At 72.5% G+C, this 25,747-nt stretch carries 21 protein-coding genes and 3 tRNA genes; 15 read left to right on the forward strand and 9 right to left on the reverse strand.

The window, feature by feature from the left end; all coding sequences use genetic code 11:
* Positions 1-22: 22 nt before the first annotated feature.
* Positions 23-1,138, forward strand: a complete 1,116-nt coding sequence (locus ACZ3IJ_RS23255) for an RNA polymerase sigma factor (RefSeq protein WP_467471394.1) — start codon at positions 23-25, stop codon at positions 1,136-1,138.
* Positions 1,139-1,144: 6 nt separating this feature from the next.
* Here the strand turns inward: ACZ3IJ_RS23255 and ACZ3IJ_RS23260 are convergent, their stop codons facing one another.
* From ACZ3IJ_RS23260 to ACZ3IJ_RS23275, 4 genes are all read right to left on the reverse strand, one after another.
* Positions 1,145-3,073: an ABC transporter ATP-binding protein gene (locus tag ACZ3IJ_RS23260; RefSeq protein ID WP_467471061.1), complete on the reverse strand. Its 1,929-nt coding sequence runs from the start codon at positions 3,071-3,073 to the stop codon at positions 1,145-1,147.
* Entirely contained in the window at positions 3,073-4,806 is a 1,734-nt protein-coding gene (locus ACZ3IJ_RS23265) for an ABC transporter ATP-binding protein (protein WP_467471064.1), read from the reverse strand. Before ACZ3IJ_RS23265 ends, ACZ3IJ_RS23260 begins: the two co-directional genes overlap by 1 nt.
* 90 nt (positions 4,807-4,896) lie before the next feature.
* The gene (locus ACZ3IJ_RS23270; RefSeq protein ID WP_467471066.1) at positions 4,897-6,336 is read right to left on the reverse strand and encodes an FGGY family carbohydrate kinase; all 1,440 of its coding nucleotides are present in this window, start codon (positions 6,334-6,336) and stop codon (positions 4,897-4,899) included.
* A gap of 126 nt (positions 6,337-6,462) precedes the next feature.
* The gene (locus ACZ3IJ_RS23275) at positions 6,463-6,765 is read right to left on the reverse strand and encodes a YtxH domain-containing protein (protein ID WP_391797450.1); all 303 of its coding nucleotides are present in this window, start codon (positions 6,763-6,765) and stop codon (positions 6,463-6,465) included.
* Between the two features lie 169 nt (positions 6,766-6,934).
* Here ACZ3IJ_RS23275 and ACZ3IJ_RS23280 point away from each other — a divergent pair.
* The 5 genes from ACZ3IJ_RS23280 to ACZ3IJ_RS23300 all read left to right on the forward strand — a co-directional run bounded on the left by ACZ3IJ_RS23280 (position 6,935) and on the right by ACZ3IJ_RS23300 (position 9,828).
* A tRNA-Asn gene (locus ACZ3IJ_RS23280) sits at positions 6,935-7,007 on the forward strand.
* Positions 7,008-7,012: 5 nt separating this feature from the next.
* Positions 7,013-7,085, forward strand: a tRNA-Asn gene (locus ACZ3IJ_RS23285).
* A gap of 176 nt (positions 7,086-7,261) precedes the next feature.
* Positions 7,262-7,338 (forward strand) — tRNA-Ile (locus ACZ3IJ_RS23290).
* Positions 7,339-7,624: 286 nt separating this feature from the next.
* Positions 7,625-8,815 (forward strand): NAD(P)/FAD-dependent oxidoreductase, encoded by a 1,191-nt coding sequence (locus ACZ3IJ_RS23295; RefSeq protein ID WP_467471068.1) that lies wholly within the window; start codon positions 7,625-7,627, stop codon positions 8,813-8,815.
* Positions 8,816-8,889: 74 nt separating this feature from the next.
* Complete coding sequence (locus tag ACZ3IJ_RS23300; RefSeq protein WP_467471070.1) at positions 8,890-9,828, forward strand: sigma-70 family RNA polymerase sigma factor; 939 nt, start codon at positions 8,890-8,892, stop codon at positions 9,826-9,828.
* Positions 9,829-9,985: 157 nt separating this feature from the next.
* Here the strand turns inward: ACZ3IJ_RS23300 and ACZ3IJ_RS23305 are convergent, their stop codons facing one another.
* A complete protein-coding gene (locus tag ACZ3IJ_RS23305) occupies positions 9,986-10,648 on the reverse strand; it encodes a response regulator transcription factor (protein WP_361434902.1) in 663 nt (220 codons plus the stop codon).
* A gap of 333 nt (positions 10,649-10,981) precedes the next feature.
* On the opposite strand from ACZ3IJ_RS23305, the gene ACZ3IJ_RS23310 reads away from it, so the two are divergent.
* The 5 genes from ACZ3IJ_RS23310 to ACZ3IJ_RS23330 all read left to right on the forward strand — a co-directional run bounded on the left by ACZ3IJ_RS23310 (position 10,982) and on the right by ACZ3IJ_RS23330 (position 14,552).
* A complete protein-coding gene (locus tag ACZ3IJ_RS23310) occupies positions 10,982-11,305 on the forward strand; it encodes a hypothetical protein (RefSeq protein WP_467471072.1) in 324 nt (107 codons plus the stop codon).
* Positions 11,306-11,388: 83 nt separating this feature from the next.
* Positions 11,389-11,661, forward strand: a complete 273-nt coding sequence (locus tag ACZ3IJ_RS23315; protein WP_361434901.1) for a hypothetical protein — start codon at positions 11,389-11,391, stop codon at positions 11,659-11,661.
* Complete coding sequence (locus ACZ3IJ_RS23320) at positions 11,648-12,487, forward strand: ABC transporter ATP-binding protein (protein ID WP_467471074.1); 840 nt, start codon at positions 11,648-11,650, stop codon at positions 12,485-12,487. The genes ACZ3IJ_RS23315 and ACZ3IJ_RS23320 overlap by 14 nt, the downstream gene beginning before the upstream one ends.
* Positions 12,484-14,049 (forward strand): hypothetical protein, encoded by a 1,566-nt coding sequence (locus ACZ3IJ_RS23325; RefSeq protein ID WP_467471076.1) that lies wholly within the window; start codon positions 12,484-12,486, stop codon positions 14,047-14,049. Before ACZ3IJ_RS23320 ends, ACZ3IJ_RS23325 begins: the two co-directional genes overlap by 4 nt.
* Positions 14,046-14,552, forward strand: a complete 507-nt coding sequence (locus ACZ3IJ_RS23330) for a hypothetical protein (RefSeq protein ID WP_467471078.1) — start codon at positions 14,046-14,048, stop codon at positions 14,550-14,552. The genes ACZ3IJ_RS23325 and ACZ3IJ_RS23330 overlap by 4 nt, the downstream gene beginning before the upstream one ends.
* A gap of 95 nt (positions 14,553-14,647) precedes the next feature.
* Here ACZ3IJ_RS23330 and ACZ3IJ_RS23335 read toward each other — a convergent pair whose 3' ends face one another.
* Positions 14,648-15,064, reverse strand: coding sequence for an organic hydroperoxide resistance protein (locus ACZ3IJ_RS23335; protein WP_352190772.1), 417 nt, complete (start codon positions 15,062-15,064; stop codon positions 14,648-14,650).
* Positions 15,065-15,171: 107 nt separating this feature from the next.
* Here ACZ3IJ_RS23335 and ACZ3IJ_RS23340 point away from each other — a divergent pair, with 107 nt between their 5' ends.
* From ACZ3IJ_RS23340 to ACZ3IJ_RS23355, 4 genes are all read left to right on the forward strand, one after another.
* Positions 15,172-15,654 (forward strand): MarR family winged helix-turn-helix transcriptional regulator, encoded by a 483-nt coding sequence (locus ACZ3IJ_RS23340; RefSeq protein ID WP_467471080.1) that lies wholly within the window; start codon positions 15,172-15,174, stop codon positions 15,652-15,654.
* A 184-nt stretch (positions 15,655-15,838) separates the two neighbouring features.
* Positions 15,839-16,285 carry a GNAT family N-acetyltransferase gene (locus ACZ3IJ_RS23345; protein ID WP_467471082.1) on the forward strand — a complete coding sequence of 149 codons (447 nt, stop codon included), beginning with the start codon at positions 15,839-15,841 and terminating at the stop codon, positions 16,283-16,285.
* Complete coding sequence (locus tag ACZ3IJ_RS23350) at positions 16,282-17,541, forward strand: MFS transporter (RefSeq protein ID WP_467471084.1); 1,260 nt, start codon at positions 16,282-16,284, stop codon at positions 17,539-17,541. The genes ACZ3IJ_RS23345 and ACZ3IJ_RS23350 overlap by 4 nt, the downstream gene beginning before the upstream one ends.
* A 124-nt stretch (positions 17,542-17,665) precedes the next feature.
* Positions 17,666-21,334 (forward strand): S8 family serine peptidase, encoded by a 3,669-nt coding sequence (locus ACZ3IJ_RS23355; protein ID WP_467471086.1) that lies wholly within the window; start codon positions 17,666-17,668, stop codon positions 21,332-21,334.
* A 66-nt stretch (positions 21,335-21,400) separates the two neighbouring features.
* On the opposite strand, the gene ACZ3IJ_RS23360 is transcribed toward ACZ3IJ_RS23355, so the two are convergent.
* From ACZ3IJ_RS23360 to ACZ3IJ_RS23370, 3 genes are read right to left on the reverse strand one after another with little or no spacing between them, the layout of a single operon-like run.
* Positions 21,401-22,810 (reverse strand): carboxyl transferase domain-containing protein, encoded by a 1,410-nt coding sequence (locus ACZ3IJ_RS23360; protein WP_467471088.1) that lies wholly within the window; start codon positions 22,808-22,810, stop codon positions 21,401-21,403.
* Complete coding sequence (locus tag ACZ3IJ_RS23365; protein WP_467471090.1) at positions 22,803-24,371, reverse strand: acyl-CoA synthetase; 1,569 nt, start codon at positions 24,369-24,371, stop codon at positions 22,803-22,805. The genes ACZ3IJ_RS23360 and ACZ3IJ_RS23365 overlap by 8 nt, the downstream gene beginning before the upstream one ends.
* A gap of 49 nt (positions 24,372-24,420) precedes the next feature.
* Entirely contained in the window at positions 24,421-25,608 is a 1,188-nt protein-coding gene (locus tag ACZ3IJ_RS23370) for an MFS transporter (protein WP_467471396.1), read from the reverse strand.
* Positions 25,609-25,747: the final 139 nt, after the last annotated feature.

A 25,747-nucleotide genomic window follows, 5' to 3' on the forward strand; every position in this document is an offset into this window, starting at 1 on the left:
AGCCCCCGGAGCACCGGCAGCGATCACCCTGGAGGTCGCCCCCGTGCAGACCCAGACCCTGTCCCCGACGGATCTCGTGCCCGGGCAGCGCCCGGCCGTCCATCACCCGGAGGCGCCGGCCTCCGCGGACCCGGCCGAGCCGGCCGACCCGCCCGAGCCCGCCGAGTTCGTGGACGACACACCGGAACCGGAGCCGGTACCGCGCCGCGTCGACCTGGGCGGGAACGGGCCCTCCTCCGACCTGTTCCGCCAGTACCTGCGGGAGATCGGCCGCATCCCGCTGCTCACCGCCGCCGAGGAGGTCGAGCTCGCCCGCCGCGTCGAGGCCGGGCTCTTCGCCGAGGCGAAGCTGGCGTCCACCCCCGACCTGGACTCCCAGCTGGCGCTCGACCTCGACCGGCTCGTCGTCCTCGGCCGGATGGCCAAGCGCCGGCTCATCGAGGCCAACCTGCGGCTCGTCGTCTCCGTCGCCAAGCGGTACGTCGGACGCGGGCTGACCATGCTCGACCTGGTCCAGGAGGGGAACCTCGGACTGATCCGCGCCGTGGAGAAGTTCGACTACGCGCGGGGCTACAAGTTCTCGACGTACGCGACCTGGTGGATCCGCCAGGCGATGTCCCGGGCCCTCGCCGACCAGGCCCGGACCATCCGCGTCCCCGTCCATGTCGTCGAACTGATCAACCGGGTCATCCGGGTCCAGCGCCGCATGCTCCAGGAACGCGGCTACGAACCCACCCCGGAAGAGGTCGCGGCCCAGCTCGACCTGGCCCCCGAACGGGTCGGCGAAGTGCTGCGCCTCGCCCAGGAGCCGGTCTCCCTGCACGCCCCCGTCGGCGAGGAGGACGACGTCGCGCTCGGCGACCTCATCGAGGACGGGGACGCCACGAGCCCCGTGGAGTCGGCGGCCTTCCTGCTGCTGCGCGAGCACCTCGAGGCCGTCCTCTCCACCCTCGGCGAGCGCGAACGCAAGGTCGTCCAGCTCCGGTACGGCCTCGACGACGGCAGGCCCCGCACCCTGGAGGAGATCGGCCGGCTCTTCGGCGTGACGCGCGAACGCATCCGCCAGATCGAGTCGAAGACCCTCAACAAGCTGCGGGACCACGCCTTCGCGGACCAGCTCAGGGGCTACCTGGACTGACCGCGGTCAGTCGACCTCGGCGACCGCCTGGGCGAACTGGGCCGCGTAGAGCCGCCCGTACGCGCCGTCCGCCGCCAACAGCTGCTCGTGGGTGCCCTGTTCGACGATCGAGCCGTTCTCCATCACCAGGATGACGTCCGCGTCCCTGATGGTGGAGAGCCGGTGCGCGATCACGAACGACGTACGCCCGTGGGACAGCCGGGCCATCGCCTTCTGGATGAGGACCTCGGTGCGGGTGTCGACGGAGCTGGTCGCCTCGTCGAGGACCAGGATCACGGGGTCGGACAGGAACGCCCGCGCGATCGTGATCAGCTGCTTCTCGCCCGCGCTGACGTTCCCGCCCTCGTCGTCGATGACCGTGTCGTAGCCGTCGGGCAGGGTCCGGATGAAGCGGTCCGCGTGCGCGGCGCGCGCCGCCTCCTCGATCCGCTCCCGGCTGACCTCGCCACCGGCTCCGTAGGCGATGTTCTCGGCGATGGTCCCGCCGAACAGCCAGGTGTCCTGGAGGACCATGCCGATGCCGGACCTGAGGTCCTCGCGGGTCATGGCCGAGACGTCCACACCGTCGAGGGTGATGCGGCCGCCCGTCACCTCGTAGAACCGCATCAGCAGATTGACCAGCGTCGTCTTGCCGGCGCCGGTCGGGCCGACGATCGCGACCGTCTGGCCCGGCTCCACGGTCAGGGACAGGTCCTCGATCAGCGGCTTGTCCGGCTCGTAGCGGAACGACACCTCCTCCAGGGCGACCTTGCCGAGCGACTCGGTGGGCCTCTCGCTCCTCGGCGCGTCCGGTGCCTGCTCCGCCGCGTCGAGCAGCTCGAAGATCCGCTCGGCCGAGGCGACGCCCGACTGCACGAGGTTCGCCATCGACGCGACCTGTGTCAGCGGCATCGAGAACTGGCGCGAGTACTGGATGAACGCCTGGACGTCACCGATCGACAGCGTGCCGCTCGCCACCCGCAGCCCGCCGACCACGGCGACGAGCACGTAGTTGAGGTTCGAGATGAAGAACATCACCGGCTGCATGACACCGCTGTTGAACTGGGCCTTGAAGCCCGCCTCGTACAGCGCCTCGTTCTGCTCGCGGAAGTCCGCCGCCGACTCGTCCTGCCGCCCGAAGACCTTCACCAGCGCGTGCCCGGTGTACATCTCCTCCACATGGGCGTTGAGCGTGCCCGTGGAGCGCCACTGCTGCACGAAGTGCGGCTGCGACCGCTTGCCGACCTTGGTCGCCACGACCACCGACACCGGCACGGTCACCAGCGCCACCAGGGCGAGGAGCGGCGAGATCCAGAACATCATCGCCAGCACACCGACGATGGTGAGCAGCGAGTTGATCAGCTGCCCCATCGACTGCTGGAGCGTCTGCGAGATGTTGTCGATGTCGTTGGTCGCCCGGCTCAGCACCTCACCGCGCTTGGCCTTGTCGAAGTACGACAGCGGCAGCCGCGCCAGCTTCGCCTGGACGTCCTCCCGCATCCGGTAGACCGTCCGGTTGATCACCTTGATCGACATCCGGGTCGCCACCAGCATGAGGAGACCGGCGGCCACATAGATCGCCAGGACCCAGAGCAGCACCTCGCCGACGGCCGAGAAGTCGATGCCCTGCCCGGGGGTGAAGTCCACCCCGGACAGCATGTCCGCCATGCCGTCGTCGCCCTTGGCCCGCAGGCCCTCGATCGCCTGCGCCTTCGTCGTGCCGTCGGGCATCTGCCGTCCGACCACACCCGCGAAGACCAGGTCGGTCGCCTTGCCGAGGATCTTCGGGCCGACCACCGAGGCCGCCACGCTGAGCACACAGGTGATCAGCATCAGCCAGAGCGCGCCCCGCTCGGGCGCCAGCTGCCTCAGCAGCCGCTTGCCCGAGCCCTTGAAGTCCATCGACCGCTGGTCGGGGCCTCCGCCGGCCATCATTCGTCCGCCAGGACCGGCCATCAGGCTGCCTCCGCCTCGGTCAGCTGGGAGAGCACGATCTCCCGGTACGTCTCATTGCCCGCCATCAGCTCGTGATGGCGCCCGGTGCCCACGACCCGGCCCTCGTCGAGGACCACGATCCGGTCGGCGTCCCTGATGGTCGACACCCGCTGGGCGACGATCACGACGGTCGAATCCGCCGTCTCCGCCTTGAGCGCCTCCCGCAGCAGCGCGTCGGTCTGGTAGTCGAGCGCGGAGAACGAGTCGTCGAAGAGGTAGATCTCCGGCCGCTGCACCAGGGTCCGCGCGATCGCGAGCCGCTGCCGCTGCCCGCCGGAGACGTTCGTGCCGCCCTGCGCGATCGGGGCGTTCAGACCGTGCTCCAGCTTCTTCACGAAGTCGGCCGCCTGCGCGACCTCCAGCGCGTGCCAGAGCTCGTCGTCGGTCGCGTCCGGATTGCCGTACCGCAGGTTCGTCGCGACCGTGCCGGAGAAGAGGTACGGCTTCTGCGGGACGAGCCCGACCGTGCGCGCCATCAGCGCGCGCTCCAGCTTCCGTACGTCCACTCCGTCGACGAGCACCTCGCCGCCGGTCACGTCGAACAGCCGCGGCACCAGGCCGAGGAGCGTCGACTTGCCGCTGCCCGTCGAGCCGATGATCGCCGTCGTCTCGCCCGGCCGCGCCACCAGTTCCACGTCCCGCAGGACCGATTCCTCGGCGCCCGGGTAGCGGAACTCCGCGCTCCGGACCTCCAGGTGGCCGCGTCGGCCCAGCTCGCGCACCGGCTCGGCCGGGGGCACGACACTGCTCTCCGTGGCGAGGACCTCCTCGATGCGCTCGGCGCACACCTCGGCCCGCGGCACCATCATGAACATGAAGGTGGCCATCATCACGGCCATCACGATCTGCATCAGATAGGCGAGGAAGGCGGTCAGCGCGCCGATCTCCATCCCGCCGCTGTCGATGCGGTGTGCTCCGAACCAGACCACCGCGACGCTGGAGACGTTCACGACCGTCATCACCGTCGGGAACATCAGCGCCATCAGCCGGCCGGTCGCCATCGAGACGTCGGTCAGCTCGGTGTTCGAGACCTTGAACCGGTCGCGCTCGTAGTCGTCCTTCACGAAGGCGCGGATCACGCGGTTGCCGGTGATCTGCTCGCGCAGCACCCGGTTCACCGTGTCGAGCCGCTCCTGCATGGTCCGGAACAGCGGGCGCATCCGCTTCACGATCAGCGCGACCGAGACGCCGAGGACCGGCACGACCGCGAGCAGGACCGCGGACAGCGGCACGTCCTGACCGAGCGCCATGACGATGCCGCCGACGCACATGATCGGCGCGGAGACCATCAGCGTGAACGCCATCAGGACCAGCATCTGGACCTGCTGGACGTCGTTGGTGGTCCGGGTGATCAGCGACGGCGCGCCGAACTGCCCGACCTCGCGGGCGGAGAAGGACTGCACCCGCTCGAAGACCGCGGCTCGGACGTCCCGACCGAGGGCGGAGGCGGTGCGCGCCCCGTAGTACACCGCGCCGATGTTGCAGACGACCTGCACCACCGAGACGGCGATCATCACGGCGCCGAAGAGCAGGATGTAGCCGGTGTCACCGTTCACGACACCGTTGTCGATGATGTCCGCGTTCAGGCTCGGAAGGTAGAGGGACGCGCAGGTCTGCAGGAACTGCAGCAGGACCAGCAGTCCGATGGGCTTTTTGTACGGTCGAAGGAAGGTTCGGAGAAGTCGTAGGAGCACGGGTCCTACTATCGCCCGCGCTCCCGGGACGTTACGAGCCGGTTTTGTCGAACCTTGAACGGACTCCGCTACCAGCCGAATCCGTCGCCGCTACGCGCCGAACGCGCCCGGATGCGTCTGCTCCCGCGTGGCCACGTACTGCTGCCGCACCGCCTGGCCGACCGCCAGCTCCTCACCCGGCTCGAAGACCTGCGCGGCGGCGCCCTGCCAGGCCGGGGGAGCGGCGGGGGAGAGCGTCCCGCGCGCGACGCCGAGCGCCCACGCCGCCTGCCGCGCGGCGCCGCGTGCCGCGTAGTCCGCGGGCTGCGGGACGACGACCTGCGCGCCGAAGACCGAGGGGGCGATCGCCTGGACGGCCGGCAGCTCGGCCGCGGCGCCGAGCAGGAACACCCTGCGGACCTCGACGCCGCGCCCGCGCAGGACGTCCATGGCGTCGGCGAGCGAGCAGAGCATGCCCTCGAACGCGGCCCGCGCGAGGTGCTCGGGCTTCATCGACTCGCGGCGCAGCCCGCTGAGCGTGCCGGCGGTGTGCGGCAGCTGCGGGGTGCGCTCGCCCTCCAGGTACGGCAGGAGGACGAGCCCGGAGGAACCGGGCGTCGACTTGAGGGCCAGCGCCGACAGCTCCTCCAGGCTCTCCGCGCCGAGCATCTCGGCGGTGCCGCGGAGCGCCCGTACCGCGTTGGAGGTGTGGACGACGGGCAGGTGCATCCCGGTCGCGTCGGCGAAGGAGGTGATCAGGCCCTGAGGGTCGGCGAGCGCCTCGTGGTGCACGGCCATCACGGAGCCGGAGGCGCCGAGGGAGACGACCGCGTCGCCCGCGGCGAGCCCCAGCCCGAACGCGGCGGCCATCGTCTCGCCCGTACCGGCGGAGATCAGCAGCCCCTCGGGGGTGGTCCCGGCGGCGTCGGCCGGGCCGAGGACCTCGGGGAGCACGGCCTGGTGGCCGAGGGCCAGCTCGACCAGGTCGGGGCGGTAGGCACCGGTGCCCGCCGACCAGTAGCCGGTGGCGGAGGCGGCGCCGCGGTCGGTGGTGCGGCGCACGGGGCGTCCGAGGAGCTGCCAGACCAGCCAGTCGTGCGGCTGGAGGAGCATCGCGACGCGCTGGGCGTTCTCCGGCTCGGACCTGGCCAGCCAGCGGAGCTTGGTGACGGGCTGCCCGGCCTGGGGCACGGAGCCGACGGCCTCGGCCCAGGCCTGCCGCCCGCCGAACGCCTCGACGAGATCCGCGGCGGCGACCTGCGCCCGCTTGTCGTTGCCGACCATCGCGGGCCGCACGAGGCCGCCCTGCGCGTCGAGCGGCACGAGGCCGTTCTGCTGGGCGGAGACACCGATGGCCTGCACCCCTTCGAGCAGCCCGCCGCCGGCCGCCTCGCCGAGCGAGAGCAGCCAGGCCTGCGGGTCGACGTCGGTGGCCTTGGGCTCACCCGGGTGCGGGGCGTACCCCTGGCGCAGCACGGCACCCGTGTCCGCGTCGCAGACGACGATGCGTGTGAACTCGGCAGAGCTGTCCAAGCCGGCGACTATCCCCATGAAGGAGATTCTGCCGCACGCGGGGGAGTACGGGGAGCGCGTGCGGGGTAGGAGAGGCGTTTTCGGGCATACGGCGGCCCTTCGGCGGCCGGCTAGGCCGCCGACGCCGTGCCGGAGCCCGCCCGGCTAGGTGTTGCTCACACCCCAGTCGTCCTCGGTCACCTGGCCGTTGTGGTGGCGCAGCGCGTGGATCCGGTCGGTGACCGAGACCGGCAGCTTGTCGCCGACCTTGTCGCTCACGACGTGGAACGCCTTGCCGGCGACCTGCCGCCCTGTCTGCGCCGCGGACTCGGCGGCGTTGCGCACCGCCGGGTTCTGCGAGAAGTCCCGCGCGGACTTCTTCATCTGCTCGTAGCGCTCGCGCCCGGAGCGCGTGCCGAGGACGTAACCGACGGCCAGTCCCACGACGAACGTCAGCTTGTACCGCACGGCGGCACCACCCTTCCCTTGAGCTTCCCTGATCCTTCACTGGTGCCCACGAGCGCCCACGGCATACCGATTGGCGGAGCACCCCCCTGCTTGCGCTAATGTATGTGTCGCAGCGAGCGAGCGCCGCCCGGGAACACCCGAGGTGGATCCGTTCGGTGCAACGCAGCAATCCCCTGTAGCTCAATTGGCAGAGCAGCCGGCTGTTAACCGGCAGGTTACTGGTTCGAGTCCAGTCGGGGGAGCGCGATCCCCTGTAGCTCAATTGGCAGAGCATTCGGCTGTTAACCGGAGGGTTGCTGGTTCGAGTCCAGCCGGGGGAGCAGACGAAAGAGGACCCTTCGGGGTCCTTTTTCTTATGTCCGGGAACCATGCGCCACGCTGCGCGGTCCTCATGGTCGAGCAGTGCGCGGCAGAGCCCGACCATCCGGAGCAGGAGATCGTATGAGCGGCTATGCTGCGGCAGACGGCGCGCACACATGTACGCGCCACACGTAAAGGGGCGGTAGCTCAGCCGGTTAGAGCAGCGGACTCATAATCCGTCGGCCGTGGGTTCGAGTCCCACCCGCCCCACCACCGCATGGTGAAGCAGAATCGTTCTGACCAGGCGCTTTCCCTGGTCGGACGATTCTCTCCACGACCGCGACGGGCCTTGCCCGCGCGTCCCTCCCAGTGTGCGTACCGAGCGTCGACGCGAGCGGTCCGACACGCCCACGTCACTCGGATGCCGCACCCTCGGCCACCCCCCTCCCCCGGCGCTCGTGACAGCCCGCACAGGGTGACCGGCGTCACACCACGCTTCTGTCAGCTGTCGGGGCCCCGTCTCGTCAAGGGGGTACGCGAACGAGACAGGAGCAACGCCATGAAGCACCGCATCGTCGTACTCGGCGCCGGATACGCCGGGGCCTTCGCCGCCGGGAACCTGGCGCGCCGGCTGTCGCCCGCCGACACCGAGATCACCGTCGTCAACGCCGTACCCGACTTCGTCGAGCGGATGCGGCTCCACCAGCTCGCCGTCGGCCAGGACCTCGCGGTCCGCAAGCTCGCCGACGTCTTCGCCGGAACCGGCGTCCGGCTGCGCCTGGCGCGCGTCACCGGCGTCGACCCCGAGCGCAGGACCGTCGCCGTGACCGGCGAGGAGGGCGACGGCGAGCTCGGGTACGACACCCTTCTCTACGCGCTCGGCAGCTCCGCCGCCCATCACGGCGTCCCCGGCGTGGCCGAGCACGCCTTCGACGTGACCGGCCTCGCCTCGGCGCTGCGGCTGCGCGAGCGCCTGGACGGGCTCGGCGCGGGCGGCACCGTGCTCGTGGTCGGCGAGGGGCTGACCGGCATCGAGACCGCCACCGAGCTCGCCGAGTCCCGGCCCGACCTCGAGGTGGCGCTCGCCGCCCGCGGCGAGCTGGGCGCCTGGCTCTCCCCGAAGGCCCGCCGCCATCTGCGCCGGGCCTTCGACCGGCTCGGCGTCACGGTCCACGAGCACATGGGCGTCGAAGCGGTCGAGCCGTCGCGGGCGATCTGCGCCGACGGCAGGTCGATCCCGGCGGACGTGACCGTGTGGTCGGCCGGGTTCGCCGTCCACCCCATCGCCGCCGCGAGCGGCCTGGAGGTGGCCGAGACCGGCCAGATCGTCGTCGACCGCACCATGCGCTCGGTCTCGCACCCGGACGTCTACGCCGCCGGTGATGCCGCCTACGCGATCGGCGAGAACGGTCGGCCGCTGCCGATGTCCTGTGCCTCGGCCGGATTCACCAACATGCAGGCGACCGCCGCGATCATCGCCCGTCTGACCGGCGACGAGGTCCCGACCACCGGGCTGAAGTACCACGGCAACCACATCAGTCTCGGACGGCGGGACGCGATCTTCCAGATGGTCGACGGGGAGGTCCGGTCCAAGTCCTGGTACCTGGGCGGCCGGACCGCCGCGCGGCTCAAGGCGGGCGTGCTCAAGGGGGCCGGGTGGGGCATCGCCCATCCGACCTTCGGCATGCCCAAGCGCAGGCGCCGCCTGGCCGCCGCGCCCGCCGTCCCCGGTGTGGGGGTCGCCGCCTGAGGCGTGTCACGGAAGCGGCACCGTCCGTCCGCGGGGCGGGCGGGACCTTCGTGACGCGCCCTAGGGTGTTCCGCATGGACAGCGCAGCCGTCGATCGGTTCGAGGCCAGCCGGGGCCGGCTGGCCTCGCTCGCGTACCGTCTGCTCGGCTCCGCCGCGGACGCCGAGGACGCCGTGCAGGAGACGTTCCTGCGCTGGCAGGCCGCGGATCGCGCGCGGGTCGGGGTGCCTGAGGCGTGGCTGACCAAGGTCGTCACCAACCTCTGCCTCGACCAGCTCCGTTCGGCCCGGGCACGCCACGAGCGCACGGCCGGTGCCTGGCTGCCGGAACCCCTCCTGGAGGGCGACCCGATGCTCGGCCCGGCCGACACCTTCGAGCAGCGCGAATCGGTGTCCCTGGCCGTACTGACCCTGATGGAGCGCCTCTCGCCGGTCGAGCGGGCCGTCTACGTCCTGCGCGAGGCGTTCTCGTACGGCCACGCCGAGATCGCCGGGATCCTCGACATCACCGAGTCCGCGAGCCAGCAGCACCTCCACCGTGCCCGGGCCCGGGTCGGCGCCGGGCGACGCCGTGGCGCGGAGACCGACCCCGCGTCCGCCCGCCTGGTCGTCGAGGAGTTCCTCGCCGCCGCCGTGTCGGGGCGCACCGAACGGCTGGTGGCGCTGCTCACCGACGACGTGTCGGCGGTCTCGGACGGCGCGGGACTGGCCAGGCGGCTGCTGCGGGTCCGGACGCCCGAGCGCGTCGCCTCCTTCGTACGGGCCGGTTTCAAGCCCACGGCGGCCAAGCGGCGGCTGGCCGGCGGCTCGCCCGCGTTCCACATCGCGACGGTCAACGGCTCGCCGGCCGTGCTCGCGGTGCTCGACGGCCGGGTCGTGGGCGCCGTCGCGTTCGGGGTGAGCGACGGTCAGGTCGCCTCCCTGCACGGCATCGCCGCGGCGGAGCGGCTCGGACGGCTCAGCGGTGCCTGGAGCCGGCACGAGCCCGACGCCCCGGTCATCGACGCATGGTGACGCGCCGGAACACGGTGACGCGCCGAATCGGGGTGACGCGCCGAACCGTGGTGACGCGTCTGCGCAGGGTGAGGTGACCTGAGCCGCCGGAATCCGCGAGGGCCGCCCGCGGGGCGCGGCGCGGACTCGGGCGGCCCTCGCGCGGCCGGTCGCGTGCCTACATCAGCGGAGCGTAAGCGGCCGGCGCCGTGGGCAGGTCGATGCCGTGGGCGAAGAGGGCGGCGCGGACCCGGTTGTCGACGCCGATCTTGCAGTAGATATTGCTGACGTACGCCTTCACCGTCGACGCCGTGAGCCCCAGTCGGCCGCTGATCTCCACGTTCGTCAACCCGCCCCCGATCAGAGCCAGAATCTCGCGCTCACGCAATGTCAGAAACGCGGGCAGCGGCTTCTCTTCACGGCCGCCCAGCTTCGGGCCCGGCAGAAACGAGCACCACAGCATCGCGAGCGGCAGCACGGCCGCGCCGGCGGCCATCGTGTGCACGGCGTGGGCCAAGGCCCGGGGGTCCACCCCCTCGGGGAAGTAGCCCGAAACGCCCGGTGGCAGGGGCTGGGGCCGGCTCGCCATGCTGTCCGGGTCGCCGATCAACGCGACCGGCACGCGCCGGAGTTCCCGCCCTCGCAGGGCCGTGAGGAACAGATCGAGCCCGGGCAGCTGGTCGGCGGCGAGCACGCTCGTCCGCGGCCGATCGCGCACCGCGGCGGTTCCCGCCTCCGCGGACGAGCACACGGTGACGGTGAACTCCCCTGTTTCGGTCAATGCCTGTTCGAGCCCTCTGCGAATCCATGGATGGTGATGAATGAGGGTGACGTGGTCCATGGTGAATCCCCCTGAGTACTGCAATAAGCCGTGGTCGGGAGGAAACCTACCCCAGACAATCAGCCACGCCCCAGAGACAGTTAAGAGGGAATTCGATCAGAAACGGTTGCGGTCCTGAGGCCTGACGAACCGGGTTCGCGCGGACGGTGACGTATCGGCCGACTTGTCCCGCGGACCAACCAAAGGAGGCGCGCGATCGGCAGTGTGCAGGGCCGCGCCGAGCGCGGAGGATCAGGGCATCCCGGCGGCCCCGCCACCGGGGGAGTGCCCGCCCCGCTCCAATCGGGGCGGGCACCTGCTCGATCGTATCGATCCCATCGAAAGGAACGACAGGTGCTCACTGCCCTGCGCGAGACGCCGCTGCGTCTTGCCACCCAGGCCCAGATCCTCGCCACCACCGCCCCCGCGGCCCTGACCCAGCACGCCTCCCTGGCGCTGGCCAAGGCCAAGGGCACCGAGGACGAGCCGCGCTTCCTCGCGCACCGCATCTGGCAGATCGTCCTGATCGTCGCCATCGCCGTCGTCCTGGTCGCCGGCATCGTGTCCTACGCCCTGGTCGCGTACCAGTGCGTGAGCCGTGGCTACGACCGCGTCAAGTGGAGCGGCCCGAACGGCTGGCGCGTCTGGGAGTTCAAGATCATCTGCGAGAAGTACTGAGTCTGACGCCCGGCTCGCCCCCACGTCCCCCGACGTGGGGGCGGGCCTCCCCTTCACCCGTACCACGACCTCTTGGACCCAGCGTGAAGAAGATCGTCAAGTCCGCCCTCCTGGCGCTCCTGGGCGGGGCCGGCCTGAGCCTGGCGGCTCTGGTGCTCTCCATGATGTACGCGATGTCCCGGGACGGTTCGGTCAGTGTGCCGGGCCTCATCGACTACGTGCAGACCGACGCCCAGCTGAGCATGCAGCCCTCGGGGTACTTCCCGCTCGTCATCGTCGCGCTGGGTGTCGCCTGCTTCCCCGTGGCCTACGGCGCGCTGTCCAGGAAGCGGGGTGACGGCCATGCCGCGCGGTGACTCCGCCGTCGTCGACAGCGTTGCGGCGCCCACCCGTGCCGAGGACTCCCCGTACGAGATCCCCCTGGCTCTGGAGGGCCTGAGCAAGCGGTTCGGAGGCCGCCACGCCCTGCGCGACGTCACCGTGACCATGCCCGCCGGCGCCGTGTGCGGACTGGTGGGGGCCAACGGAGCGGGCAAGTCCACCCTGTTGCGCTGCGTCATCGGGCTGACCGAACCGAGCGGCGGAACCGGACGGGTCTTCGGGGAGAAGCTCGGTACCGACTCGGCGAAGCGCCTGGTGTCGTACGCGCCCGACGAACTGCCCATGCCCGACATGCTCACCGGCCACGAGTACCTGGGTCTGATCGCCGGTCTGGAGGACCGCCCGCGGGACCTGATGCGGAACGCGGAGCGGCTGGCCGAGATCTTCGGCATCGACGGCGCCCTCACCAAGCTCGTCGGCTCGTACAGCCACGGCATGAAGCGGCGCCTGCAGTTCGCCGGAGCCTTCAGCAGCGACGCCCCGCTGCTCATCCTCGACGAGCCCTTCTCGGGCCTCGACGTCGAGGGCTCCGTGCTCCTGCGGCTCGCGCTGCGTACCTGGACACGATCCGGACGCTCCGCGCTGGTCACCATCCACGACCTGCACACCGCCGAACGCGAATGCGACTTCATCGTGGTGCTGTCCGACGGCCGGCTCGTGGCGCAGGGCGCGCCCCGGTCCATCAGCGAGGTGGCAGGGACGTCCTCGCTCGAAGCCGCGGTGCTGCGCCTGAGCGGCCTGGAGAACGTCTCCGAGACCGCGGACGACATCTTCGCCGAGCTCATGGGGCCGGGCTCATGACGGCCGCCCCCGTCTCCGCCGGCGCGCGTGGGCTCCACCTCGCGTCCCCGCGGCCCTCGAACCGGCGCTCCCTGCGGCCCTCCCTCGCCATCGCCGGGGCGACCGCACGGTCCCAGCGCAACACCGTGCGCCAGATGCTGCGCCGTTCCCCGGTCGTCACCTCGGCCGTCCTGCTGGCCCTGGTCGTGTTCGGCCTCGCGATGGTCGCCTTCCAGGTCCAGGCCCTGGCCCCGCTGGTCCACGAGCAGACCCTCACCGCCCTCCAGGACCGCCAGCTGAAGGAGGTCAACCGGGCGGCGCTCGCCGGGATGGCGGCCGCGGCGTCGGGGGCCACGCTGATCCTGGACATCCTCGGTCTCCAGCCCGCGGGCGTCCGCGTCCTCGCCGTCTCCAAGGGGGTCGGCCGCTGGAACCGGGCCCTGGGCGAGCTGATCCCCCCGTACGTCACCGCGATGACCGTGGCCTCCTTCCTGGTCGGCCCCGTCACCGTGCTGTCGCTCACGCGCGTGCAGGCCACCGGCGGCACCGGCTTCTGGCTCGCGCTCGCCGTCGCCCTGCTGTTCACCGCGCTCACCGCGCTGGTCGCCACCGTCACCACGCTGGCGGTCCAGGCCCTGACGGCGCTGATCATGCGGTCGTCGAACGACGCGCTCGGCGTGAAGTCCGTCAGCGCCTCCCTCTGCGGCGTCCTCCTCATCACCGGAATCGGTCTCGTCCTCGCCGGCCGCACCTGGGGCCTGTACGTCCTGTGCCCGCCGCTGGCCGTGACCGGAGGCGTCCCCGAGACCCTCCCCGGCGTGCTCCTCGCGGTGGTCGCGGGCCTTGCCTGGGGCGTGCTCTGTGCGTACGTCCTCTCGTTCGCCGGCACGACGGCCCGCAACAACGAGAGCGGCGCGCCGTGGCGCCTGGGCTTCGTCCGGCTGCCGGGACGCGGCGCCCGGACGGAGGCGCGCCAACTGCTGCGCGACCCGCTCTACATCTCCGCCACGTCCGTCTCCCTCGCCGCCGCGGCGGCCATCGCGGTCCTGTACCACCTCGACTATCTCCAGGACGCCACGGCCTCGTTGCTCCTGCTCGCCGTCTGCGGCATCTCCTCCCTCATCACCGGTCTCGCCCCGTTCCGGCTCGCAGGAAACGCCTGGCTCTACGCCATCCACCCCCGGGGCTTCTCCCGCTGGGGCCGGCAGAACGCCTTCGGGGCGATCGCCGCGGGTCTCGCCACCGTCGTCGCCGTACGCGTGGTCAGCCTGGTGCCCTTCGAGGCGGGCCGGGACCTGGTCATCCTCACCATGGCGCTGGCCGGGAGCGCGCTGAGTGTCCTGTACGGACTCGCCACGGTCACCGCCGACTTCGCGGAGAAGCGGGTGACCCTGCTGGTCAGCGGGTTGTCGAGCGGTGCGACCCTGGGGGCGCTGTTCTGGCTGGCCTCCTCCGTCGACGCGCTCTCGACGGCCGCGGCGACCGCGGCCCACTGGCTGCTCGTCAGCGGGGCGGCCCTCTGCGCGGTCCAGCAGGTGATGCGGGTCAAGGACCGCGACTTCGCCCGGACGGCGGAGCGGTGATCCTGCTGCGCCTGGTGCTGGTCGCCCTCGTCCACGGCCGCAGGCCGATGGCCTGGCTGGCGCTCGCGACCGGGCTGATGCTGGTCTGCGTCTGGCCGGCAGGCTGGACGTTCCGGTTCTTCGTACTGGCGGGGTTCGTCGCCGTCCCCCTCAGCGTCGTCGTGCACGAGTACGGCCACGCCCGGACGGCGCTCCTCCTCGGGGCCCGAGAACTGCGGGCCGAGTGGCGGGGCGGCTCGATGGCCGTGTCGCACGAGAGCCTCGGGGCGGGGCGGAACCTGGCGGTGGCGCTCGGCGGACCCGCGGGTTCGGGAGTGGTCGGCGGGGCCTTCGTGACCGTCGGCCTGCTGTACGGATGGCAGCCCCTGGTCCTGCTCGGAGCGATCGTCGCCTTCCCCGCCAGCACCCTGATCCCGCCCGGTCACGACGGGCGGACGTGCCGCCACCAGGCCCGCGAGTGGCTGGCGGCCCGGGTGCCGGCCGAGCGGGAACCCGCGGCCTGAGGGCGCGGGGTGCCGCGAGACAGGGAGGGCCCGTACGTGTCGACCGACACGTACGGGCCCTCGTCGGCGTTTCGGGCGCCGGGACCGCGTCAGGACTACTCGACGACGAGCTCGACCTGGATGTTGCCACGCGTGGCCTTGGAGTACGGGCAGAACGCGTGGGTCTTCTCCAGCAGCTCGCGGCCCGGCTCGCCCTGGAGGTGGTCCGGGAACTCGGCGCGCATGACGACCGCGAGGCCGAAGCCGCCGTCCGTCTCGTCCTTGCCGATGGAGACCTCGGCGGTGATGGAGGCGTCCGCGATGTCGATCTTCTCCTGGCGCGCCACGAGCCCCATCGCGCTGGCGAAGCAGGCGGCGTAGCCGGCGGCGAAGAGCTGCTCAGGGTTGGTGCCCTGGCCGTTGCCGCCGAGGGCCTGCGGGTGGGCGAGGGGGAGGTCGATGTGGCCGTCGGAGCTGACGGCACGGCCCTCGCGGCCGTTGGCGGTGGCGACGGCGGTGTAGATCGCGTTCATGGGTCCTCGTTTCCCTGTGCGGTCGGGGTCTGAGAGAGACAGTAGCGCGCAATTCAGTTGTGCACAACTTAATGGCTCGCCATGAGATGTCCCGTACCCTGGGAGCCATGGAGACGCTCGACACGAACCGGGACGAGGACTTCCTCCGCCTCGACCAGCAGATCTGCTTCTCGCTGCACGCCGCGACCCGCGCCTTCAACGGCGTGTACCGCGCCGCGCTCAAGGACCTCGGGCTCACCTACCCCCAGTACCTGGTCATGCTGGTGCTCTGGGAGCACGGCGAGCTGCCGGTCAAGCGGATCGGCGAGCACCTGCGCCTGGACTCCGGGACGCTGTCCCCCCTGCTCAAGCGCCTGGAGGCGGCCGGATACGTCGAGCGGCGCCGCTCCGCGGAGGACGAGCGGTCCGTGACCGCCCGCCCCACCGAGGCCGGCACCGCCCTGCGGGAACGGGCCCGTGCCGTGCCCAGGCGGATCGCCGCCGCGACCGGCATGGAGCTGGAGGAGATGCGCGCCATGCGGGCCCGGCTCGACGAGCTGGCGGTCCGGCTCGACAGCGTCGACCCGGACGACCTCGGCCCCTGCGAGTAGGGCCCGCGCCGGCGGGAGCGGCGGCCCTGGCCGGGCGGGGTGAGGCGGCGGCGGTGCTGCTGGGGGCGGCGGGGGCGGCGGTGGCGTCGCGGGCTCCCGGACCGGTGGGCGCACCGCGTGGGAGCGATCCTCCCGCAACGAAAATGTAAGGATCCGAATCCGGTCGCGCCCCTATACTCCGACCATGTCCTCCCTCACCCTCCGGCGCGCCACCGCCGACGACTCGCGTCGGCTCAGCCGGCTCGTCCGGAAGTCCGCCGCCTATCGCGGCGACTACGCCTCGATGGTCGACGGCTATGTCGTCGGAGGGAGCTACATCGAGCACCACGCCGTCTTCGTCGCCGTCGACGAGCGCGACCTCGTCCTCGGGTTCTACGCCCTCCTCCTCGACGAGGCCGAGCTCGACCTCGCCTTCGTCGCCGACGAGGCACAGGGACAGGGCACAGGACGGCTCCTGATGGAGCACATGACGGCGCAGGCCCGTGCCGCCGGGCTCACCTCCGTACGGGTCGTGGCGCATCCGCCCGCCGAGGAGTTCTACCTGCGGACCGGAGCCCGCCGCACCGGCACCGTCGAGCCCGCGGGCCGGATCCACTGGGCCAGGCCCGAGCTCCGGTTCGACGTCGCGTGAGCACCGCCGAGAAGGCCGAACAGGCCGACCGCCGCCGCGTCTTCGCCGACCTCACCCCGCTCCGTACCTCCGCGCACTACCGCCGCCTCTGGTTCGGCAACACCGTCTCCTGGGTCGGCCAGGGCATGACCGCGCTCGCGGTCTCGCTCCAGGTGTACGACATCACCCGCTCGCCGTTCTCCGTCGGACTCGTCGGGCTCTTCTCCCTGGTCCCGCTGATCGTCTTCGGCCTCTACGGCGGCGCCATCGCCGACACCGTCGACCGCCGCAGGCTCGGCCTCGCCAGCGCCACCGGCTCCGCCGTGCTGTCCGCGGCCCTCGCCGCGGCCGCGTTCGCCGGCTTCCACCAGGTCTGGTTCCTGTACGCGATCGTGGCCCTGCAGTCCGTCTGCGCCGCGCTCAACTCGCCCGCCCGGACCTCGATGATCCCGCGCCTGCTGCCGGCCGAACAGCTGCGCGCCGCCAACGCGCTCAACTCGATGACGATGACGTTCGGCACGCTCGTCGGCCCGAGCCTCGGCGGCCTCCTCGTCGGCGTCGGCGGCTTCCAGACCGCCTACCTCATCGACGCCGTCGCCTTCTCCGCCGCCCTGTACGCGATGTGGCGGCTGCCCGCCATGCTCCCCGAGCGGACCGGCACGAAGCGCGCCTCCGTCCTCGACGGCCTGCGCTTCCTCGCCACCCGCCCCAATCTGCGCATGACGTTCTTCTCCGACTTCTGCGCGATGATCCTCGCCCACCCCCGCGCGCTGTTCCCCGTCGTCGCCGTCCTCTGGTACGACGGCGACGCCACCACCACCGGTCTCCTCGCCGCCGCCCCGGCCGCCGGAGCGCTCCTCGGCGGGGTCCTCAGCGGCTGGCAGGGGCGCATCCACCACCACGGACAGGCGATCCTGCTCGCCGTGGCCTGCTGGGGAACGGCGATCGCCGTCTTCGGCCTGACCCGCAACCTCTGGCTCGGGCTGCTCCTGCTCGCCCTCGCCGGCTACTCCGACACCGTCTCCATGATCTTCCGCAACACGATGATGCAGGTCGCCGCCCCCGACGAGATGCGCGGCCGGCTCCAGGGCGTCTTCATCGTGGTCGTCGCGGGCGGGCCCCGGCTCGGCGACTTCCTCGCCGGCTCGGTCGCCGACCTCACCTCGCCCGCCGTCGCCGTCACCGGAGGCGGCATCGCCTGTGTGCTCGCCGTCGGTCTTCTCGCCCTGTACGGGAGCGAATTCCGCCGGTACGACGCACGTCGTCCCACAGCCTGAGCTGGCGGTTGGCCGCCACGGCGCATAGCCGCCAGGCCGTACCGTATTCAACGGCCTCCGACCGGAACAGACTCCTCGCGGCGCCCGGAACCACCCCTTCCCCCGGGTGCCGAGGAGTGCGTCGATGATCAGACCTTCCGCAGGAGGAAGGGCCGGGCTGCTCGCCGCCGGCATCTCCCTGGTGCTGCTCACGGCAGGGCAGACCGCCGCTGCCGGGGGAACCACCGCCCCCGCCGTACCCGACACCTTCAAGGGCGCGACGGACGCGAGCGCGACGGTCACCCTCATCACGGGCGACCGGGTCACCGTCACCGAACTGGGCGGCGGCCGGAAGACCGTCACCGTCGACCGGGCGGAAGGCGCCACCGGCGCCGTACGCAGCGAGATCTCCGACGGCCGGATCACCGTCGTCCCCGACGAGGCCCGTCCCTACCTGGCCTCGGGCGTCCTCGACCGCCGGCTCTTCGACGTCAGCGGCCTCATCGCGCAGGGCGTCACCGACGAGCTGCCCCTGATCGTCACCCAGGGCAGGGGTGCGCGCGCCGCCGCGCCGCGCGGCACCGAGACCGTCCGCGCCCTGCCCAGCATCGGCGGCGCCGCGGTGGAGGCGACCGACCCGGCCGCGTTCTGGCGGTCGTTCACGTCGCCCGCCACCCGCTCCGCGGGCGGCAAGGTCTGGCTGGACGGCAAGGTCGAGGCCGCGATGGCCGAGTCCAACGCCCAGATAGGCACCCCGAAGGCCTGGGAGGCCGGGCTCACCGGCAAGGGCGTGAAGGTCGCCGTCCTCGACACCGGCGCCGACCTCGGCCACCCCGACCTGGCCGGCCGGGTCACCGAGTCCAAGTCGTTCATCGAAGGCCAGGAGGTCGCCGACCGCGACGGCCACGGCACCCACGTCGCCTCCACCGTCGGTGGCAGCGGCGCCGGTTCGGACGGCCTGGAGAAGGGTGTCGCGCCGGGCGCGACCCTCGCCGTCGGCAAGGTGCTCAGTGACGAGGGCTCCGGCACCGAGTCGCAGATCATCGCCGGCATGGAGTGGGCCGCCAAGGACATCGACGCCAAGATCGTCTCGATGAGCCTCGGTTCGCGCGAGGCAAGCGACGGCACCGACCCGATGGCCCAGGCCGTGAACACGCTGAGCGCCGAGACCGGCGCCCTCTTCGTCATCGCCGCCGGAAACAGCGGTGCCCCCGGCTCCATCGGCTCGCCCGGCGCCGCCGACTCCGCGCTCACCATCGGCGCGGTCGACGCGGCCGACCAGGCCGCCTACTTCACCAGCCAGGGACCGCGCTTCGGCGACCAGGCCCTCAAGCCCGACCTCTCCGCGCCCGGCGTGGACATCCTCGCCGCCCGCTCCCAGCTGGCCCCCGGCACCGGCCTCTACACGACGATGAGCGGCACGTCGATGGCGACCCCGCACGTCGCCGGCGTCGCCGCCCTGCTCGCCGAGAAGCACCCCGACTGGACCGGCGCGCAGCTCAAGAACGCCCTGATGTCCACGTCGAAGACGCTCACCGACTCCGCCTACGCGCTCGGCGCCGGCCGGGTCGACGTGGCCGCCGCCGTCGCCGCGAACGTCACCGCCACCGGCTCCGCCGACCTCGGCTTCTTCGCCTGGCCGTACGAGGGGAACAAGCCGGTCACGAAGACCGTCACGTACACCAACCACTCGGACTCAGCGGTCGAGTTGAACCTCGCCGTCGAGGGGATGCCCGCGGGCGTCGCGACCCTCGCCGACACCACCCTCACCGTCCCGGCCCACGGCACCGCGCAGACCTCGGTCACCGGCGACGGCGCCAAGGCCCCCGTCGGCCACGCCTCCGGACGGATCGTCGCCTCCGCCGCCGGCACGCCCGTCGCGCACACCGCGCTCGGCCTGGTGAAGGAGGAGGAGCGCTACAACCTCACGATCCACGTCAAGGACCGTGACGGCGCCCCCGCCCCCGCCACCGTGATCGTCAAGCAGCTCGCCGAGGGCCGGTACGACCCGTTCCCGGTCGCCGTCGGAGACTCGGGCACCGTGCAGCTGCGGCTGAAGCCCGACACGTACACCGTCGACACCTTCCTCGACGTGCGCGGTTCCAAGGGCGAGGACTCCCTCGGTCTCGGCTTCCTCACCGACCCGGAGATCGTCCTCGACCGCGACCGTGAGATCACCCTCGACGGACGGCAGCTACGGGAGATCCGGGCGGAGGTCGAGCAGCGGACGGAGACCCGCCAGCTCCTCATGGAGTTCGACCGTGACGCCCACGGCGCCTCCTACGGCGGCGCGGTGCAGGTGCCGCTGACGTACGACTCGATCTTCGCCGCCCCCACCCGCAAGCCCGCCCACGGCACCTTCGAGTACCGCACGGTCTGGCGGCTCGGCAAGCCGCTCCTGGAGGCGAGCGCCGACGGCGACCGGCTGTCGGACGCCACCGTGCAGGCCGGCACCACCATGCTCGAAGGCCGCCACCGGCTCGACGTCGTCGACGCGGGCACCGGCACGGCCGCCGAGTACGCGGGCAGGAACGTCAAGGGCAAGGCCGTCCTCGTCCGAGCGGGCGCGGTCCCGAACACGGAGCTGGCCCAGAACGCCCAGGACGCCGGCGCCACGGCGCTGTTCGTCACCGACGACCGGCCCGGACGCCTGATGTCCTGGTTCGGCACCGCCGAGTACGAGGCCCGGCCGCTCGCCGTCGCCACCGTCAACGCCGCCGACGCGGCACACCTCTCCCAGGCCGCGAAGCGCGGCAAGCGGATCGACCTGACCGGCACCCGCTTCACCCCGTACACCTACGACCTCTCCGAGGGCCACCCGGGCGCGATCGGCAAGGACCTCGTCTTCCGGCCCGACCGGGACGAACTGGCCACCATCCGCTCGGCGTTCCACATGCCCACCGGCAGGAAGGAGCTGGGCGGCGAGTTCCGCTACTCGATCACCGACGCCTTCCCCGTCGGGTTCGGCTTCAAGGAGTACATCGCCTTCCCGGCCGAGCGCACCGAGTACGTCTCCACCGGCACCGGCCAGGGCTGGCACGAGTCGGTCGACCTCGCCGACTCCCTGGAGCAGCGCGGTGGCATCAACTCCTACCGGGGCGGCACCACCCGCTCGCTCGACTGGTTCGAGCCGGTCTGGCACCCCTGGCTCGGCACCGGCCTCGGCTGGGGCCAGGAGCGGATCGGGAACGACCTGAAGTTCAACACCCCCGGCTGGGGCGACTCCGGCCCCGACCACACCGGCTTCGGCAACGTGTGGAGCGACGACACACAGACGCAGTTCACCGAGGTGTACGTCAACGGGACCCGGGTCGACCGCAAGATGAGCTCCGGCGCCTACGCCTGGGACGCCCCGGCGGAGGAGGCGACCTACAAGGTCGTCACCGACACCACGATGGACCCGGAGCGCTGGCGGCTGTCGACCAAGGGCCACGCGGAGTGGACCTTCCGCTCCAAGGAGACCCCCTCCGACCGTCTCACCCACCTCCCCCTGATCAACCTCGGCTTCGACATCGACACCGACCTCAAGGGCGACGTACGCGGCGGAAGCCGGGTGCCGGTCGGGATCTACGCCGAGTACGTGAAGGGAGCGGCCGACACCGGCCGGATCGGCGGCGGCACGCTGGAGGTCTCGTACGACGACGGCGCGACCTGGCAGAAGGTCACGCTGAAGAAGTCGTGGAGCGGCGTGTCCTGGACGGGTGAGCTGCGGGTGCCGGACGGCGCGCGGTTCGTCTCCTTCCGCGCGGGCGCGTCCGACGACCGGGGCGGCTCGGTCGGGCAGGAGATCATCCGGGCGGTCGGGGTGAAGTAGCCCCGTTCCCACCGGACATGGAGGAGTCCCGGCGCGGCGCCGAGCCGTGCCGGGACTCCCTTCGTCTCATGCCTCGCGCGTGACGATCCCGCGCACGATGCCCAGCTCCACCAGGTCCTGGGGCCGCAGGCCGAGCTGATCGGCGGTGGCAGGGGCCTGGTCCTCCGGCCTCTTGAGGATGGCCGAGGCGAGCTCGGGGGCGATGACGGAGAAGTAACCGTCCGGCGTGGCCCAGGTGTTGCCCGGCGCGGCCAGCGCCAGCGCCCCGCCCGAGCCTCCCTCGCCGACCAGGAGCGAGGTCACGGGGACCCGCGCCTCGGCGACGGCGGTGAACGCCTCCGCGATGGCCGGTCCCGCTCCGGCCCGCTCGGCCTCGGCGTCGTTGGCGGCTCCCGGGGTGTCGATCAGCGTCAGCACGGGGATCCCGAGCCGGTCCGCGAGCCGGATGAGCCGTGCGACGGTCCGGAAGCCCGCGGGGCGCGTCGCCGAGCCGTCCTGCGCGGCGTACGCGACCGGCCGCCCCTCGTGGAGCCCGAAGCCGCACTCCACCCCGGGGTCCACCCCGCCCGCCCGGTCCCCGCGCAGGGAGGCCCGCGCCGTGAAGTAGGCGTCCAGATAGGCCCCGGCACGAGGCCGGCCGGCGTCCCGGGCCCGCACGACGGCCTCCCACCCGCTCCCGGGCGGCGCGGCCTCGGCGAGCGCCCGCGGCGGGGGAGCGGGTGCGGAGGGCGCGCGGGGGGCGCCGCCGGCCGGCTCGCCGGGCCCGGCCTCGGACTCGGCGTGGGGCTCGGCCTGGGGCTCGGCGGGCGTCAGCAGGCGGAGCCAGAGCGCGAGCGTCGTCCGCAGGTCCTCCGGTGCGACGAGCGCGTCCACATGGCCGTGCTCCCACTGACTCTCGGCCGTGTACGCCGCCGGGTCGGCGTCCCTCGGGCGGACCCGGGAGCCGGCGAAGGCCACCTGCGCCGAGGGGAGGGCGAGGACCACGTCCGCGCCCGCGCCCACGGTCGCCCAGCCACCGCCCGTGGACGGGTCCCGCAACACCGTGACGTGGGGGACCCCGGCCTCCCGCAGCCGTACCGTCGCCTCGGCCACACGCTGCAGCTGGGCGAGGGCGACCATGCCCTCCTGCATCCGGCTCCCGCCCGTCGCCACCAGCGACACCAGCGGGACCCGGTCCGTGCGCGCGGTCCGGTACGCGGCGACGAGCCGGTCCCCGGCCGCCTGCCCGAGCGAGCCGCCGAGGAAGCCGAACTCGAAGGCGACCAGGACCACCGGGCGCCCGCCGACCGTCGCCCTGCCGTACAGGACGGACTCCTCCTCGCCGGTCCTCGCCGCCGCACGCGCGCGTGCGGCGGCGTACCCGGCCCAGCCGATCGGACCCTCGGGCGGCGCCGCCTCGGACGCCGGGGGCCGCAGCGCGGTGAAGTCGCCGGTGACCAGCGCGACGACCTCGCGGGCCGTGAGCCGCTCACCCACGGAGGGCCTCCGGGAGCTCCTTCTTCAGCAGTTTGCCCATGTCGTTGCGGGGCAGCGCCCGCAGGAAGTGGACCGTGCGCGGGCGCTTGTGCGGGGCGAGGAGCCCCGCGACATGGTCCGCCAGCTCCCCGGCCGTCGGCGGCCTCTCCGCGTCGACCGGCACCACCCAGGCCACGATCCGCTCGCCGAGATCGGGGTCCGGCGCACCGGTCACCGCGGCCTCCAGGACCGCCGGATGGTCCAGGAGCGCGTTCTCTATCTCGCCGGCGCCTATCTTGTATCCGCCGCTCTTGATCAGGTCCGTGGCCTTGCGCCCCACGATCCGTACGTACCCGTCGCGTTCACGGACCGCCATGTCGCCGGTGCGGAACCAGTCCCCGTCGAATGCGGCGGCCGTCGCGTCCGGCCGGTTCAGGTACGCCGTGAACAGGTTCGGGCCCCTGACCTGGATCTCGCCGACGCTCTCCCCGTCGTACGCCGTCAGCTCCGTGCCGTCCTCCTCCACGAGCCGCAGCTCCACGCCCCTGAGGGGGAGCCCGACGGAGCCGGGGCGCGGGCGGGAGCCCACGGGGACGCCGGTGTTCATCAGGGTCTCGGTCATGCCGTACCGCTCGATCACCGTCCGGCCCGTCGCCGCCGTGATCCGCTCGTGGTCGTGGACCGGGAGCGCCGCCGAACCCGAGACCAGCAGCCGCGCGCCGGCCAGCGCCCGCACCAGTCCCGGATCGTCCCCGAGCGCGTCCGCGATCCGGTGGTACATCGTCGGTACGCCGAACAGCATCGTGCCGCCGCCCGCGCCCAGTTCCCGTGCCACGCCCTCCACGGAGAACGCGCCGAGGTGCCGTACCGATCCGCCGTGCCGCAGCGGCCCGAGGATCCCCAGGATCAGCCCGTGGACGTGGAAGAGGGGCAGCGCGTGCACGAGCACGTCGTCCTCGGTCCACGCCCAGGCCTCCGCCAGCGCGTCGAGGGAGGCGGCGATCGCCCGGTGGGAGAGGACGACGCCCTTGGGAGGCCCGGTGGTGCCGGAGGTGTAGACGACGAGAGCGGGCGACTCGGGCCCGGCGGCGCCGCCCCCGGCGGCCTCCGGGGCCCGCCCGCCCGGCCGCCGGTCCGCGTGTGTGCCCTGCCCGCCCGGCCGCCGGCCCGCGTCCGGGGCACCTGCCGCCCCGGCGCCGGGCCCGTCGGGCCGCCCTGCCTCACGCCCCCCACGCACGTCCACGTCGACGCGCCGCACCCCCGCCAACCCTGACGGCAGTTCGTCCTCCGCACCCGCCAGGACCACGCTCGGAGCGCTGTCGGCGAGGATGTGGGCCAGCTCCCGCTCCCCGGTGCGCGGGTTGAGCGGGACCGCCGGAACGCCGGCCAGGAGCGCGGCCACCACCGCGACCGCCGTCCCGGCGGTCGGCGTGGCCCAGACGGCGACCCGTCCCGCGCCCCCGATCCGGGCGGCCAGGGCCCCGGCGGCCTCGGCCAGTTCCTCGTACGTCAGGGCGTCCGCGCCGAAGCGCAGCGCGGGCCGGTCCGAGCCGGCCACCAGGGCCGGGAAGAGCGCGCTCAACGGTCGTCCTCCTCGCGTAGCGGGATGCGAGAGGCATTCTTCCCCCGCCTCAGGAGCCGCGCGCTGCGACCTTGCTCACCTCGGGTCTGTCGCCGCCGTCCCCGGTCGGCCGGAGCGTCCGCATCCGCCCGTACGCGTACACGCAGCCCGCGAGCGCCAGGTCGGAGAGGAGCATGAAGCCGATCGAGTAGGAGTCCTTGGCGCTGTAGATCGCCCCCATCACCAGCGGCGGGACGAACCCGCCGAGTCCGCCCATCGCGCCCACGATGCCGGTGACGCTGCCCACCTGCGGCTGCGGGGTGACCTGCGAGACCAGCGCGAAGACCGAGCCGCTCGCCGTGCCGAGCCCGGCGGCCATGCAGAGCAGGGCGATCGTGCCGCCGGGGTTCAGGGGCGGGTCGAAGGCCTGCACGATGGCGAGGAGCGCGACGAGGCCGAGCGCGGCGGCGGTGACGACGGCGGGGTGGATCCGGTCCGAGAGCCAGCCGCCGAACGGCCGGAAGACGACCGTCACCAGGGCGAAACCGGCGGCCTTGGTGCCGGCGTCGGTCGCGTCGAGGTCGTACCAGGTCTTCAGATACGTCGGCAGGTAGACCCCGAACGCGACGATGCCGCCGAAGCCGATCGCGTACAGCGCGGACAGCTCCCACGTCACCCGCAGCCGGCCCGCCGAGCCGAGCCGGGTCGCGAGGGACGCCGTGGGGACCGGCCGGTCGGGGCGGTCGGTGATCAGGAACACGGCGAGGACGGCGTACGCGGCGAGGGCGACGGCGACGACGAGGAACGGCAGGTTGTCACCGTGCTCGGCGATGCGCGGGGTGAAGTACCCGGAGAGTGCCACACCGCCCATGCCCATGCCGAAGACACCGAGCGCCAGGCCCCTCTTCGCGGGCGGGAACCAGGAGTTGACCAGGGGGATGCCGATGGCGAAGGTCGTTCCGCCGAGGCCGAGGAGGAAACCGGCGGCGAGCATCGCGCCGTACGAGTTCCTCGCCGGGATGAGCAGCAGCACGGGCACGATCGTGAGCGCCGACACCAGGGGGAACATCACCTTGGCGCCGTAGCGGTCGGTGAGGGCCCCGGCGGGGATCCGGCCCAGCGAGCCCACCAGGACCGGGATGGCGACCAGCAGCGACTGCTGGAACGAGCTGAGGTTCAGCCGGTCCCCGTAGTCGGCGGCCAGCGGCGCGATCAGGTCCCACGCCCAGAAGGTGAGCGCGAACCCGATCGTGGCCATGACGAGGTTCCGGTAGGCGGCGCCGGAGGGCTTCTCGAGGGTGTCCACGTGATCAGTCAAGTTCGCGGGCCTGGGCGGGGCGCGCCTGACTGGGCCGTACGAGGCGGGGCCGTACGGGGGGCGGGGCGGGGACCTCCGA

The organism is Streptomyces sp. NPDC013317 (genome assembly GCF_055563155.1).